At 46.4% G+C, this 13,806-nt stretch carries 16 protein-coding genes; 3 read left to right on the top strand and 13 right to left on the bottom strand.

What is annotated here, in order from left to right:
- Positions 1–55 precede the first annotated feature (55 nt).
- The 4 genes from V1499_RS04280 to V1499_RS04265 form a co-directional block, all read right to left on the bottom strand.
- Positions 56–451 (bottom strand): cytidine deaminase, encoded by a 396-nt coding sequence (locus tag V1499_RS04280; RefSeq protein ID WP_316572471.1) that lies wholly within the window; start codon positions 449–451, stop codon positions 56–58.
- A 20-nt stretch (positions 452–471) separates the two neighbouring features.
- The gene (locus V1499_RS04275) at positions 472–642 is read right to left on the bottom strand and encodes a DUF1427 family protein (protein ID WP_316572472.1); all 171 of its coding nucleotides are present in this window, start codon (positions 640–642) and stop codon (positions 472–474) included.
- 25 nt (positions 643–667) lie between these two features.
- Entirely contained in the window at positions 668–1,342 is a 675-nt protein-coding gene (gene deoC / locus V1499_RS04270; protein ID WP_409274059.1) for a deoxyribose-phosphate aldolase, read from the bottom strand.
- 83 nt (positions 1,343–1,425) lie between these two features.
- On the bottom strand, positions 1,426–2,382 hold the full coding sequence (locus V1499_RS04265) for a sugar-binding transcriptional regulator (RefSeq protein WP_409274057.1): 957 nt from the start codon (positions 2,380–2,382) through the stop codon (positions 1,426–1,428).
- 214 nt (positions 2,383–2,596) lie between these two features.
- On the opposite strand from V1499_RS04265, the gene V1499_RS04260 reads away from it, so the two are divergent.
- The gene (locus V1499_RS04260) at positions 2,597–4,780 is read left to right on the top strand and encodes an MMPL family transporter (protein WP_409274055.1); all 2,184 of its coding nucleotides are present in this window, start codon (positions 2,597–2,599) and stop codon (positions 4,778–4,780) included.
- Positions 4,781–4,878: 98 nt separating this feature from the next.
- Here the strand turns inward: V1499_RS04260 and V1499_RS04255 are convergent, their stop codons facing one another.
- From V1499_RS04255 to V1499_RS04220, 8 genes are all read right to left on the bottom strand, one after another.
- A complete protein-coding gene (locus V1499_RS04255; protein ID WP_409274054.1) occupies positions 4,879–5,220 on the bottom strand; it encodes a cupin domain-containing protein in 342 nt (113 codons plus the stop codon).
- Positions 5,221–5,391: 171 nt separating this feature from the next.
- On the bottom strand, positions 5,392–5,943 hold the full coding sequence (locus tag V1499_RS04250; protein WP_409274052.1) for a 2-oxoacid:acceptor oxidoreductase family protein: 552 nt from the start codon (positions 5,941–5,943) through the stop codon (positions 5,392–5,394).
- 3 nt (positions 5,944–5,946) lie between these two features.
- Entirely contained in the window at positions 5,947–6,690 is a 744-nt protein-coding gene (locus V1499_RS04245) for a thiamine pyrophosphate-dependent enzyme (RefSeq protein WP_409274050.1), read from the bottom strand.
- Positions 6,687–7,751, bottom strand: a complete 1,065-nt coding sequence (locus V1499_RS04240) for a 3-methyl-2-oxobutanoate dehydrogenase subunit VorB (protein WP_409274048.1) — start codon at positions 7,749–7,751, stop codon at positions 6,687–6,689. Before V1499_RS04240 ends, V1499_RS04245 begins: the two co-directional genes overlap by 4 nt.
- 71 nt (positions 7,752–7,822) lie before the next feature.
- Positions 7,823–8,053 (bottom strand): 4Fe-4S binding protein, encoded by a 231-nt coding sequence (locus V1499_RS04235; RefSeq protein WP_409274046.1) that lies wholly within the window; start codon positions 8,051–8,053, stop codon positions 7,823–7,825.
- A gap of 12 nt (positions 8,054–8,065) precedes the next feature.
- Entirely contained in the window at positions 8,066–8,740 is a 675-nt protein-coding gene (locus V1499_RS04230; protein ID WP_409274045.1) for a hypothetical protein, read from the bottom strand.
- Positions 8,741–8,955: 215 nt separating this feature from the next.
- Complete coding sequence (locus V1499_RS04225) at positions 8,956–9,276, bottom strand: hypothetical protein (protein WP_409274043.1); 321 nt, start codon at positions 9,274–9,276, stop codon at positions 8,956–8,958.
- A 259-nt stretch (positions 9,277–9,535) separates the two neighbouring features.
- Positions 9,536–11,659 (bottom strand): putative bifunctional diguanylate cyclase/phosphodiesterase, encoded by a 2,124-nt coding sequence (locus V1499_RS04220; RefSeq protein ID WP_409274042.1) that lies wholly within the window; start codon positions 11,657–11,659, stop codon positions 9,536–9,538.
- Positions 11,660–12,018: 359 nt separating this feature from the next.
- Here V1499_RS04220 and V1499_RS04215 point away from each other — a divergent pair, with 359 nt between their 5' ends.
- Together V1499_RS04215 and V1499_RS04210 are read left to right on the top strand one after the other, a co-directional pair.
- A complete protein-coding gene (locus V1499_RS04215) occupies positions 12,019–13,299 on the top strand; it encodes an ArsB/NhaD family transporter (protein WP_409274040.1) in 1,281 nt (426 codons plus the stop codon).
- Between the two features lie 12 nt (positions 13,300–13,311).
- A complete protein-coding gene (locus V1499_RS04210; RefSeq protein WP_409274039.1) occupies positions 13,312–13,593 on the top strand; it encodes a hypothetical protein in 282 nt (93 codons plus the stop codon).
- 23 nt (positions 13,594–13,616) lie between these two features.
- Here V1499_RS04210 and fbpA read toward each other — a convergent pair whose 3' ends face one another.
- Positions 13,617–13,784: a Fur-regulated basic protein FbpA gene (gene fbpA / locus V1499_RS04205; protein WP_409274037.1), complete on the bottom strand. Its 168-nt coding sequence runs from the start codon at positions 13,782–13,784 to the stop codon at positions 13,617–13,619.
- Between the last annotated feature and the right edge of the window lie 22 nt (positions 13,785–13,806).

Below are 13,806 nucleotides of genomic sequence, written 5' to 3'. Positions count from 1 at the left end.
GTTTCGAAATAGATAAGATGCAAAAAGCCGGCAGGCAGCCGGCTTTAGGATAACTTTATTCGAGGTCTTTCGGAAGAAATGCTCCTGGCAAAATATCCTCCGAGCGGACGCGCAAAACTTCGCCTTTTAGATTGGTGAGGATAATATCGACTTCCGGCCCAAGCAGTTCCGCGATCACCTGACGGCAGGCTCCGCATGGCGAACATGGCCTGTCTGTATCAGCGACAACGGCAATTGCTTTAAACTCTGTAACCCCTTCGGAAACCGCTTTGAAAATCGCAGTTCGTTCAGCGCAATTGGCCATTGAGTAGGCGGCATTTTCAATATTGCAGCCCCGGAACACCTGGCCATCTTTAGACAATAGAGCAGCTCCTACCGCAAATTTGGAATAAGGGATATACGCAAACTCCCTTGCTTTAATGGCTTCTTGGATTAACTCCTTTTCATTCATCCTGTCCACTCCCCGTATGTTTAGCTTTGGAAAAACCTTTGTAACCAATCAAAAACCACTCCGCCGAAATAAACACCGAAGACTCCAACTACTGCTGAAAATACTGGCGGAGCAGGCAAAGGCAGCTTGAGGAATTTAAACAGAAGCCCAACGAGCATGCCTCCTGCCAGCGCCATTAAAATTTCTTTCATTTAATTACCTCTTTATGGGTTAAGTTTAGTAGGAACTGTCGGAAGTTTCGCCTTTTACGATTGCGATTCCTGAGCTTGCACCAATTCTCGTTGCTCCCGCCTCGATCAGCTTAAGGGCGCTTTCCCTGCCCCTGACGCCTCCGGACGCCTTGACGCCGATTTCAGGCCCGACCGCGGAACGCATCAGCCGGATATCCGCCTCGTTCGCCCCTCCCGTGGAAAATCCGGTGGAAGTTTTAACAAAATCAGCGCCTGCTTTTACCGCGAGCTCACAAGCCTTTTCCTTTTCTTCATCCGTCAGCAATGCTGTTTCAATGATGACTTTTGTTAGCGCCTTTCCTTTTGCCGCTTCGACAACTGAGCGGATATCGCGCTCGACCAAATCAACATCTCCATCTTTCAGAGCACCGATGTTGATGACCATATCGACTTCGGAAGCTCCATTCTCAATCGCATTCTTTGTTTCGAAAGCTTTTGTTTCAGGGGTGTTGGCACCAAGCGGAAAGCCGATGACCGTGCAAACCTTGACATCCGGCGTATCAGCTAGTACCTCGGCAGCTGTTTTTACCCATGTCGGGTTTACGCATACCGAAGCGAATTTATATTCCCTTGCTTCCTCGGCAAGCTTAATAATTTCCGGTTTCGTTGCATTTGCTTTCAATAATGTATGGTCAATCATGCCTGCAATTTTTTGAGACATATCAATTCCTCCTTTTGTTCAATTTTTACTATACCAAACCTAACGAACATTTGTAAAAATAAATATGAACAAATGTAAAACAATTATCTTGTATTTTCCCCAATTTTTTCAAGAAGGAATTGCGCTGTAAAGTGGTCAGTTACGAGGATATTAGCGTAGCAACCCTTCAATGCCCCATAAATTCCTTCAATTTTGTTTTGTCCGCCAGCCACAAGGATGGAGTGGTCTTTTCTTTTCAACTCATCAAGGTCAATGCCAAGGGTCCGGCCATTCAGGCTTTCATTGCAAATCATCCCGTCACTGTCAAAGAATCTTGAGCATATATCCCCGACAGCCTTCCCATATAGAGAATCCAAATCGCTCTGCGAAAAATACCCAAGCTGAAAAAGGAGCGATTCCTCCCTGACCGGACCAACTGTAAACATTGCGATGTTCGCCTGTTTGCCGAGGTCCAGGATTCTTTTGATGTGCCTGTCAGCCTCCATTGCCTGTTTCACGACTGGATGGTCGACAATTGCCGGAAGTGGCAGATAGTGTGGAGCGGTATTGAATGCTTTGCCAAACAGGTAGAGAATTTCGGACGCGTATGTGTTCGTTTCCGAATGACTGACTCCTCCCTTCAACTGCACAACTTTTACGTTGTTCACCGCTTTTTGCTTCAATTCAACCGCCGCATGGTAAATGGTCGTTCCCCATGTAACCCCAATAATATCGCCATCCACGACGATCTCATTGAGAAAGGCCGCCGCCGCTTCTCCCAGAAATGTTTTGATGATTGCACCTTCATACTGCGGAATAGAGACGACAATAGCCTTTTTCAGGCCAAAAATCTCTTCGAGGGCTTTTGCCAGGCTCTCCACATTTTCCATCGGGTCCTTAATCGTAATCTGGACGATTCCTTCCGATTTTGCAGCCTGTAGAAGCCTTGAAACTGTCGGCCTGGAAACCCCAAGTACTTTTGCGATATCATGTTGATTGTAATCAAGCAAATAATAAAGCTTTGCCGCCTCTATTATTTTGGACAATTTGTCTTTTTCCACACACATCACCTGCATCCTGTATCATGGCTTAATTTTACCAAAAAAATAATCAAATGACAGCGGGGCGCAATTTACATGGTTATGTTTGCAGTCGGACATGTATGGCCTTGGCGGGATTCTTTACGATTTTCGTAAAAATGGCGGGAACCTATCTCTTTCCATTTGAAAGTATGGCAAAATGCAAATAGCGGGAGAGTGAAATGGAGGTAAGGCTGTGGGACGGCTCGGTAGATTAACGAACAAATATAAATATTCGGTGCTTGCGGTCTGGGTGGCGGCAATAGTGTTTTTCGCCATTTTTGCGTTCAAGCTGCCATCGGTTTTAAGCGGCAACGGTTTTGAATACGACGGCGAATATAAACAAACAAGGAACATTCTTGAAAAGGATTTTGGCCAGCCCGAATCGACCATTATTCTCCTTTTTGAAAAAAAGCATGAAGTTCCAAATGAAAAGTGGCATTCCTATATTGAAGATACCTTTACTAGGCTTGAAAAATATAAACCGGCTTCAGGTCTCATATCCCCTTTTGAAAGGGAAGGCATGTTAACAGGAAATTATGCTTATGGCGTTATAACCTTCGACATGGATGCCGGGAGCCTTGCGGATGAAATCCGTGAGCTTGAGCCATTCCTGGAAGACCAAAAGGGATTAAGTGTAAAAATGACTGGCGAACCGATTATTGTAAAGGATTTAAATGAGGCAAGCCAAAAAGATTTGGCCCGAGCTGAGATGATCGGCCTGCCAATCGCCCTCGTTATCCTCGTCCTTGCATTTGGCGGCCTGGTCGCCGCATCGGTCCCATTGATAATTGGCATCGTCTCAATTTTGATGACAATGGGAATCGTCTATTTCTTCAGCCATACAACAAATTTGCCCATTTTCATCTTAAATATTGTTCCGATGATTGGACTCGCACTGAGCATTGACTTTGCCCTGTTAATTATTAACCGATATAAGGAGGAGCTTGAGACCAAATCGGTTTCGGAAAGTATTGAGGTGACTGTCGCGACCGCAGGCAGGTCGATTGTATTTTCGGCGCTATGCGTCTTTATCGGCCTTTCGGCATTGCTATTCATCCAGATTGATATTTTCCAAAACGTCGCCCTGGGCGGAATGATTGTCGTCTTTGTTTCGGCACTATGCGCAATCACATTCCTTCCAGCCTTTCTTTCGATTCTTGGACCAAGGATCAATAAATTTACTTTAATAAAGCCACGAGGAAACCGAAAAAGCGCCTGGCATAAGTTTGCGAATACCGTTATGAAGCATCCGGTCTTGATGATGCTTGCCTCCCTCCTGATACTGTTGGCGGGGCTAATTCCTGTTAAGGATATGCAATTGACTATCCCCGGAACGAATTCGCTGCCGAAGAACTACGAATCGCGCGCCGCGTACGAGACATTCCGAAAAGAGTTCCAGCCTGAAGGAAAGCGGGAATACCAAACAGTCACCGTTGTCCTTGAATCTGAGGGAAGCATGGCGGAAGAAAAGAATCTCGACGCGGCAAGTAATGCCATCGCAAAAATCATGGACAGTAAGCTTGTCGATTCAGTAGAATCGCTCTTTACTGCTGCGGGGGTATCGAACGGCAAAGAGTATGCAGGAGCGAAAATGCTGTTAGGGGCTGATCCGGGCCGGCTTGCCCAGCTCCAACAGGTGGAAGAACACTTTCTAAAAGGCGACAAAATGCTCGTAAAAGTATATTTAAAAACCGGCGAGCACTCGGAAAAGGCCCGGGAATGGGTACGTGATTGGGCCGAAAAGGATTATGGGATAAAGGCTTATTTTGGCGGCAGCATTAAATTTGAACAGGAAAATTTTGATGAAATATACGAGAAGGCGCCGTACGGGTTAATTTTGATCATTGTTTCCACCTTTATTATCCTCATGGCTGCGTTCCGGTCGGTGCTCATTCCTATAAAAGCAATCATTATGAATATGCTGAGCTTAGGGGCAACCTTCGGAATTGTCGTCTATATATTCCAGGAGGGCCATTTTGGGGCGGATCCGGCCGATATCGCACTGATTTTGCCGGTGTTTGTGTTCTCACTCGTTTTTGGCCTGTCAATGGACTATGAGGTTTTTCTCATTTCCCGTATCCAGGAATACTATATGGAAACAGGCGACAACAGCAAGGCGACTATCCTCGGGCTTACGACTACAAGCAAAATCATCACTTCAGCCGCGGCAATCATGATTGTCGTAACCGGCGCTTTTGCTTTCACCGGAGTCATGCCCGTTAAACAGCTTGGCGTCGGGATTGCGATTGCAATCTTTATCGACGCCACTCTCATCCGGATGGTATTGGTTCCATCGCTTATGAAACTGCTTGGCGACTGGAATTGGTGGTTCTTTGGAAAAGGCAGGAAGAAGGCGCAGGTAGGCGGAAGGGCGTAATGAAATACGATAAAAAATGGCGGTCCGCTTTCCAGGCCGCCTTTGTCTTTTATAAGATTTGGATACAAACCCAATTACAAGTTCAGGCGGTTTCCACATTATATATCTTTCGCATACTCAGGTGACGGAACTTTGGTCAGAACTACATAAAGGCTGACAGGCTCGCTGCCACTGTTTTTAAAAGCAAGCATTTCTTCCCCGCTGCAATGGACCACATCATTCGCATCAACCTGAAGTTCATTCCCATCGACCGTGAATGTTCCTGAACCGCAAACAACAAGCAGGAACACTTCCGTCCCAGGATGCTTATGGGATGGAAGCTGCTGCCCAGGAGCAAAGTTCAGGACAAAAGCAGTGCTTTCGCCTTTTTTAAGCATAACCCTTTTCGTGAATTTTTCGCTGCTATATTCCATGAATTCCGATAGTGAATGTTTTTCCACTTTAAAACGCCTCCTAAAAGTTTTGTCCTTCTGCTTTTAGTATAATTGAAAATCGTTTTCAATTATGTGAGGTGAATCACGCTACATGGAAAACTATTCGCAAACATAAAGCCGGTCGGGCACTCCAGCAGAAAAGCCGGAGCCCGTGTCGACGGTTCCGGCTTTCTCTGATTATTTAATGGAAGATTCCCGGACCATGGCTGCGCCCTTCGCCAATGCGAGCCTGTTCAGTTCAATCAGATGGTGTTTATCGGCAGACAACACCTTTTTCAATGATTCAATGAGCGAGTTGTACGAAAGAATTCCCGTCGCTTCGATAAACGCTCCAAGCAGCACCATATTGGCTACTCTGCCATTACCCAGGCCATTGGCTATGCTAGTCGCATCAATTTCAATCGATCGAATGTCGGTACGGGCTGATTTGGCTGAGACAAGCGAGCTATTCGTAATCAAAACCCCACCCGGCCTTACCATAGGCTCAAACTTTTCAAACGAGGGATTGTTTAGGACGATCGCCGCGGACGGTGAACTGACTAATGGCGACCCAACCGGATCGTCACTGATGACGACAGCGCAGTTCGCAGTTCCTCCACGTTGCTCCGGTCCATAGGATGGCATCCAGGAAACATTTTTCCCTTCATGCAGGCCGGAATGGGCAAGCAATTGGCCCATCGACATGATTCCCTGCCCGCCAAAACCGGCAATGAGGATTTCTTCAAGCATAGTCTAGTTCCCTCCTTTGTAAATGCCAAGGGGGTAAACTGGAACCATGCTATCCCTCACCCAATCGAGCGATTCATGCGGGTCAAGGCCCCAGTTGGTCGGGCACGTCGACAGGACTTCCACCATCGAGAAGCCGAGCCCTTTCTTCTGTGTTTCAAAAGCGCGCCTGATTGCCTTTTTAGCTTTGATAATATTCGGGACATCATGTGAGGAAACGCGTTCGATATAAGCAGCTCCGTCTAATGTCGCAATCATTTCACTTACCCGGATAGGCGAACCTTGAAGGCGCTGGTCACGTCCGTATGGGCTCGTAGCCGTTTTCTGGCCAATCAAGGTTGTCGGCGCCATTTGCCCACCTGTCATTCCATAAATCGCATTGTTAACAAAAATAACGGTGATATTTTCCCCGCGGGCAGCTGCGTGGATGACTTCACTTATTCCAATCGACGCAAGGTCGCCGTCCCCCTGGTAGGTGAAAACAAACCGGTCGGGCAGGACCCTCTTAATTCCGGTAGCGACTGCGGGTGCCCGGCCGTGAGCCGCCTGCGTCATGTCGCAATTGAAGTATTCATAGGAAAGGACGGAACAGCCGACGGAGGCAACGCCCACCGTATCTTCAAGTATACCCATTTCCTCAAGCACTTCCCCGACAAGCCTGTGGATGATTCCGTGGGTACAACCCGGGCAGTAATGGGTCGGGTTTTCAGTCAACCCGGTTGTTTTCTCAAAAACAGTCTTCATGCTCATACGGCAACCCTCCCCGCAAGCTCGGCGATTTTCGCGAAAATTTCTTCCTGGGTTGGCACAACCCCGCCGTTCCGCCCGTAAAACTCAACGGGTGCCCGCCCTTCCACCGCAAGCCGGACGTCCTCAACCATTTGCCCCGCGCTCATTTCGATAGACACGTAAGCTTTTACGTTGTCCCTTGTTTCATGAAATGGCTGCACTGGGAATGGCCATAAGGAAATCGGGCGGATCAGCCCAACCTTGATTCCTTGCCTGCGCGCTTGGTTAATCGCATTCACTGCAATTCGAGCGACTGTTCCAAACGCGGCCACGATAAATTCAGCATCTTCTGTTAAATAGGTCTCGTACCGAACCTCATTTTCCTTGATTTCAGCAAACTTTTTCTGGAGTTTCCTATTTCGTGCCTCAAGGGCATCGGCATCGAGGTCGAGCGATGAAATGACCCTCCGTTCCCCATCCCCACGGGTTCCGGTCGTTGCCCACTCCTTGGATGTCCCAGTCCGTTCCCTAAGCGTGTCAAATTCAACCGGCTCCATCATCTGTCCAAGCATCCCGTCGCCCAATACAATCACCGGGGTCCGGTACCGTTCTGCCATATCGAAGGCATCCTGTGTTAAATCGACTATTTCCTGGAGGCTTGATGGTGCAAGGACCGGAGTGTAATAATCACCATGCCCGCCTCCCTTCGTTACCTGGAAATAATCCGATTGAGCAGGCTGGATATTCCCTAATCCCGGGCCTCCCCGGACAACGTTCACGACAACCGCTGGAAGTTCCGCCCCGACGAGATAGGAGATTCCCTCCTGTTTCAGGCTGAATCCCGGGCTTGACGACGAAGTCATTACCCTCACTCCGGTACATGCGGCGCCATACACCATATTGATCGCCGCCACTTCGCTTTCGGCCTGCAGGAACAGGCCGCCTACCTCGGGCAGCCGCCTTGCCATATAGGCAACAAGCTCGCTTTGTGGGGTAATCGGGTATCCGAAGAAATACTTGCACCCGGCATGGACCGCTGCTTCCGCAATAACTTCATTGCCTTTCATCAGTACTTTTGCCATAATTGTTTCCCCTTTCCTGACAGAATGGAAATAACCGTTCTTCAATTCATCCGCTTGTCCGAGTGGCCATCCTACACGGTTTGCTTTTTCTTTTCAGGACGGTAGACGGTTATGACCCCATCCGGGCAAATCTGGCCGCATTTCGCACAGCTTATACACTTTTCCTGATCCGTAACTGTTGCGGGACGATAGCCTTTTCCATTTAGATAATCTGCAAGGAAGATGATTGATACCGGGCAAACCTGTACACAAAGGCTGCAGGATTTACAATACGCTTCGCTAAAAACAACTCTTCGCTCCATCTTATTTCCTCCTCATTCCCATGGCAATTTCATAAACCGGTCGATAACTAAACAATCTTCCCTACCGGCAAAAACGCCGATCCCCTCCAGGTTCCTTGAAACAGCTGTCGCCAAAACCGGAATGCCAAGCCGTTCAGCAGCAGCATTGGCAAGGATTTTCCCTTTTAAAATATCTTCAGGCCCGGTTGCCCCGCCGAGATTCGTGTTGTTTATAATGCCTGCGACTGGAAGCCTCGCAGCCTTCTCGATTCCTTTTATTGACTCGATAATCCCATCCAGCGTGCTCACATATGGCCTGTTCGCGTTAAGGACGAACATCAACTTTGCCCCAATATCCTTCCATTCATGATAATATTGGCCAAGGACAGTCGCCCCGTCTTTTTCTCCTCCAGCATCAATGATGACCCGGTAGGAAGGATCATGGATAACCCTATAAATTTCCCCCGATACAACTGGTAAATCCGAGGATGCAAGCCTTGAGGACGGACCGATCAGTTCGATGCCGTTCTCTTTTAAAATCGCCGCAGCATCCCTTGATCTGAAATACGGATTTATCACATCCAGATCGGCAATGGCGACCTTTTGATGCACCCTCCGTTCCCGGAGTGCCAAATTAAGGGCAAGCTCTGTCTTTCCGCTCCCAAAATGCCCCGCCAAAATGGAAATCCTGGCATCCATTCTCATCATGGTCCCAACTCTCTTAGTCTTTGTAAACGCTTACATATAATCTTTCGAAAATCTAACCATTGCCATTATAAATCACATACTGGCAACCTGGCTTTGACCTTTGTCACACCTGGGAAAGAGTGGGACATTTTTTTATCCTGTCCTCCAAAAAGATAAAGCGGCCTATTATTTTTACAAATAGGGCCGCTTCGCATTCATTAAAGATAGGGTATTATTTAGCTCATAAAGGATAGGATTACTTTTTGCGGGATATCAATTGCCGTCTCCGACTTTTTTCTTAATTGGCCACAGGCAGGCATTTCATATGAAAATTCTTCGACTTCTTCAGGAATGATTCCTTCAGCCTTCAAACGGTTGAATACTCGCTGCATGGCGTCATCCGTATCAATTTTTTCTTTCGTTCCGTTTTCCTGGAAGCAATCCACACAGGTTTCCACGATATTTTCGTCAATTCGCTCCTCGGAAAAGACAAGCTGGCCACCGGCCATATTTTCAACTTCCGTATTCTCGAGTTCAATTATTGTAGTGATATTCATTTCCTGCACCTCCGTGTTTATATAGGTCCATTATAAAAAAACTCGGCCGTGTTGTTTTCCTTTGAACAGGAAATTCGCATAATCTTCATATGTTTGTGTCGAATTTCTGTCAGTTTTGCAGAAAAAATTAAAAGGCAACTCCGCCCCATTCCTTTTCACTATTTTTTAATTAAGTTTCCATAAATTCTGCTTTGAGGAAGTTTCCCCAATAACCTTAATAAGGAGCATGCCATAAACGATCAATAAAGTTTTTTATCAATCAAACAAGTAATTGGGTGTTTTTTAAAAAGGAAAGTGCCATATCGGCTTCCAATGGCCTGCTTATAAAGTATCCTTGGGTATAATTACAGGTGCTGCTCTCAAGAAATCCTAGCTGCTCGGCTGTTTCAACCCCTTCCGCAACTACCTTCAGCCTGAGGCTATGCGCAAGATTTATAATGGCGGAAGCGATTGAGGCATCCGTAGTATTCCGTTCAAGATTCATAATGAAAGAGCGATCTATTTTAAGTACATCAATCGGAAAATGCTTCAAATAGCTTAGCGAGGAAAAACCTGTCCCGAAATCATCAATCGCGATCGTAACACCAAGCGACTTTAGATTGTACAATACTTCGGCAGCCCTTTCAGGATCTTGCATAACCATTCCTTCGGTAAGCTCCAGTTCCAGCGCTTCCGGTGGAAGCCCGGTTTCCTCAAGGATTCCCCCTATCAGCTTTTCGAGGTTCTGCTTCCGGAATTGCAGCGGGGACAAGTTTACGCTTATAGAAAGATGTTCGTAGCCAAGATTATGCCACTCTTTGCACTGCTTGCAAGCTTCACGGAGAACCCATTCCCCAAGCGGAACGATAAGCCCCGTTTCTTCCGCGATATCGATGAACTCGCCGGGATAAAGGATTTTTTCTTCCCGTTTCCAGCGGACGAGTGCTTCAAAGCCATAAACGTCACTTGATTGGAGATTAAGCTTTGGCTGGTAATGCAAAATGAAGCTTTTCGTTTCCAGTGCTTGGCGAAGCTTTATTTCCGTTTCCAATCTTTCCATGGCCCTCGCATCCATAGTCGGATCAAATAGACGATAGCAATTCCGCCCATTTTCCTTCGACTTATACATGGCCAAATCGGCATTCCTGAGTAACATATTCAATTCACAGCCATCTCTTGGGCTGATGCTGATCCCGATACTTGTCGTGACCATAAACCGGCGCCCATTGATTTGGAAGGGCTGTTTCATGAGTTGGATGATTTTTTCGCTAGCTACGATGGTTTCTTTGTCCTCTTCCAATTCAGGCATGAGCACAACAAACTCGTCACCGCCGAAGCGGGCGACAATATTTCCCTGGATACATACAGTACGAAGCCTTGCGGCGACTTCCTTAAGCAATTTATCGCCGGCATGGTGCCCCATGCTGTCATTGATTACTTTAAAATGGTCCAAATCCAACAGCAGGACTCCAAGCTTTTTAGGGGCAGCGCAATGGAAGTATTCTTTTAAAAACGACTCGAGGTACCATCTGTTTGGAAGGCCTGTCAAAGCATCATTGTAGGCCATGTGCTTGATGGCCTCCTCTGATTCTTTCCTGTCCCGGATATCCCGGCAAAGCGCGAGGAAAATTTGCTTTCCGCCAATATGGATAAGACGGAAGTTGATGTCGACTGGAATTTCCCTCCCATTGTTGTCAGCCATTCTGTCCTCGAAATGGCAGGAACGTTTTTTATCCGGATTGTCCTGAAGTTCACTCATTTTATCGGGAAGAATTCCAAAAACATGCCTGGCGTTCTTGGACAGTAATTCATCCCGGCTATAGCCAAGCAGCTCTATGGCCGCCGCATTGACATTTGTTAATTCACCGCTTAGCCCGATTAGAAAAAAACAGTCTGCCGCCTGGTCGACCACGTTCCTGAATTTTTCCTCGCTTTCCCTGAGTTTCTGTTCCATTTTTACCCGATCGGTTATATCCAAGCCGAATCCAAGTAGAAAATCTTCATTTTCCGTCTGGATAATTGTTTTCCCGGTATACATGACCCTTTCCTCTCCTTGGAATCCGGCAGGGACTTCCTCGGCGATCAGCCTCCGCTGTCGCCAAACCTCAAGGTCATTAGCTCTATTGATCTCTGCAATGTGCCGCGGAAAAAAATCATAAACCGTCTTTCCAACCAATTCATCCAGTTCCATGCCGTGGACTCTTAGAACCTCCGCATTCGCAAATAAAGTCCGTCCTTCCCTGTCCTCCAAAAATATATTGAGTGGAAGGGAATTGAGAATGTTCAGTTTCATAGATTCGCTAATCCGGAGTTTTTTTGAAAGGTCCTGCTCCTTTTCTTCCAGTTCTTCCACACGCTTTAGTAGTTCCAGGTATTCCGACTTGATTTTCTCAAATGTCTCCATCCCGCTATCCTTCCCAGTTCAAGTTCCCCGATGCTTCTTCCCGGCCAATGAACTGCCATTGTAAGACAAAGTTGGTCTATCATTGTCCTTAGAAATGAAATAACCACAATAGTCCGATATCAATATTTTATAATGGCAGTCGCTGTCAAATCCCGTTGTTTCCCAAAAATTCATAAAGTTGTCGATTAGTGGTTTTGCTTGTAAGATAACTCCATATTTTTACACGAGGGGGGAATTACTATAATTCCACTAAAATACTGGCAGTTGTGTTTTTAAAATTCTTTCAATATAATTTTAGAAAAGCTTTTTTAAAAAATTCAAAAGTTTTCATAAATATTTTGACACTGGAGATGGGGATTTTGACAAATCAGGCATTGCTTGCCATTGGAATTTTCCTGGTTGCCTATGCATTTATCGTAACCGAGAAAATCCACAGGACAATCATCGCGATGGCAGGGGGCATCACGATGGTTCTCCTCGGCATACTCAATCAGGAAACAGCACTTCAACACATTGACTTTAACACTCTGGGCCTGTTGACAGGGATGATGCTAATTGTCGCAATCACGGCTGAAACCGGATTATTCCGTTATTTGGCCATCTGGTCTGCAAAGAAGGTAAAAGGTGACCCTTTAAAGCTCCTCATTGTTTTAGGGCTGATTACCGCACTGGCTTCTGCATTCCTCGATAACGTGACGACCGTTTTACTGATTGTTCCAGTTACCTTCAGTATTACGCTGCAGCTGAAAGTGAATCCGATGCCCTATTTGATTACGCAAATTATCGCTTCGAATATCGGGGGCACGGCAACGCTCATTGGCGATCCGCCGAACATAATGTTAGGAAGCGCCGTCAAGGAGCTGACTTTTTCCGCTTTCATTGTAAACCTGGCTCCAATCTCGTTTATCGTATTGATTGTGAATATTGCGATCCTCGCTTTCCTTTATCGAAAGTCCCTAAAGACTACGGAAGAACTGAAAGCCGGCATTATGAATCTTGATGAAAAAGCGGAAATCACCGATACTGTATTGCTGAAGAAATCACTATTTGTTCTCGCGGTAACAATTTTGGGCTTTTTTGTCCACCAGTTCATCCAAGTCGAGAACGCGACAATCGCATTGGCGGGCGCCTTTCTCCTCCTACTAATAACTGGGGAACATTACCTTGAGGAGTCAATGAAAAAAGTCGAATGGCTGACAATCTTTTTCTTTATCGGTCTATTCGTCCTTGTCGGAGGCTTAATGGAAACAGGGATTATTTCAATGCTCGCCGAAAAATCGATGGAGTTTACCGGCGGGGATGTGACCGCGACATCGTTGCTCATTCTTTGGGTCAGCGCAATCGCATCCGCATTCATTGACAATATTCCATTCGTCGCCACGATGATTCCGATGATCAAAGACATGGGCGCGATGGGAATTACCGACCTGGAACCGCTGTGGTGGAGCCTCGCTCTTGGCGCATGCCTCGGCGGGAACGGAACCTTGATCGGCGCGAGTGCCAACGTCATTGTCGCCGGTATGGCCGCAAAGGAAAAACATCCAATTTCCTTCGTGAAATTCCTTATCGTCGCCTTCCCGCTCATGTTGCTGACAATAGCCGTTTGCACGGTCTATGTTTATTTCCGGTATTTACAATAAAGGGGGAAACCTGTGATGGATTTGGTTTACACATACGATCGAACCCGTTTGGAAATCGTTGAAATGCAAGGTGAAAGTGACCTGGAATTCACCCTGAAATTTGCGGACCATGCCCTCGAAAAAAATTTTAACACCGTCCGCGACTATTTTTACGGAAATGACGACCTAACGGATGCTTATTTCCATACGAGCCTGGATAAAGTGGTAAATGTCTCCCTGAAGCAGGAATACTATACTGAATTTCTCCTCCAGCTTTTTAAAAACAAATTGCTTTTATCACTGATGTGGAAGTAAAAAAAAGCCGGGCGCTTCAATCTTTAGCGCCCGGCTTCTTTTTTTAATATAAGCATGTATTCATGTTCAAGGGTTTGTAGGGGCGCGTCGTATAGATGCTGTTTATCCGATGTTTTGTATACATTCCTTGAAAGTAGTTCTTCAATCAGTTTTTCTTTCCTCTTCTCAATCATTTCTGATGTTCTTGCCACTTTTCTTCTCCTTTCCGTTGAA

It is taken from the genome of Neobacillus oceani, from assembly GCF_046237595.1.
Taxonomy (GTDB): domain Bacteria; phylum Bacillota; class Bacilli; order Bacillales; family Cytobacillaceae; genus Bacillus_D; species Bacillus_D oceani.
This window is presented reverse-complemented; position numbering and strand designations above follow the sequence as displayed.

Excerpts from the sequence above, each read along its gene's own strand:
- V1499_RS04225 (WP_409274043.1), bottom strand. The coding sequence starts at position 9,276 with ATGAATATCACTACAATAATTGAACTCGAGAATACGGAAGTTGAAAAT.
- V1499_RS04235 (WP_409274046.1), bottom strand. The coding sequence starts at position 8,053 with ATGGAGCGAAGAGTTGTTTTTAGCGAAGCGTATTGTAAATCCTGCAGC.
- V1499_RS04250 (WP_409274052.1), bottom strand. The coding sequence starts at position 5,943 with ATGCTTGAAGAAATCCTCATTGCCGGTTTTGGCGGGCAGGGAATCATG.
- V1499_RS04230 (WP_409274045.1), bottom strand. The coding sequence starts at position 8,740 with ATGATGAGAATGGATGCCAGGATTTCCATTTTGGCGGGGCATTTTGGG.
- V1499_RS04240 (WP_409274048.1), bottom strand. The coding sequence starts at position 7,751 with ATGGCAAAAGTACTGATGAAAGGCAATGAAGTTATTGCGGAAGCAGCG.
- V1499_RS04275 (WP_316572472.1), bottom strand. The coding sequence starts at position 642 with ATGAAAGAAATTTTAATGGCGCTGGCAGGAGGCATGCTCGTTGGGCTT.
- V1499_RS04280 (WP_316572471.1), bottom strand. The coding sequence starts at position 451 with ATGAATGAAAAGGAGTTAATCCAAGAAGCCATTAAAGCAAGGGAGTTT.
- deoC (WP_409274059.1), bottom strand. The coding sequence starts at position 1,342 with ATGTCTCAAAAAATTGCAGGCATGATTGACCATACATTATTGAAAGCA.
- V1499_RS04220 (WP_409274042.1), bottom strand. The coding sequence starts at position 11,659 with ATGGAGACATTTGAGAAAATCAAGTCGGAATACCTGGAACTACTAAAG.
- V1499_RS04245 (WP_409274050.1), bottom strand. The coding sequence starts at position 6,690 with ATGAGCATGAAGACTGTTTTTGAGAAAACAACCGGGTTGACTGAAAAC.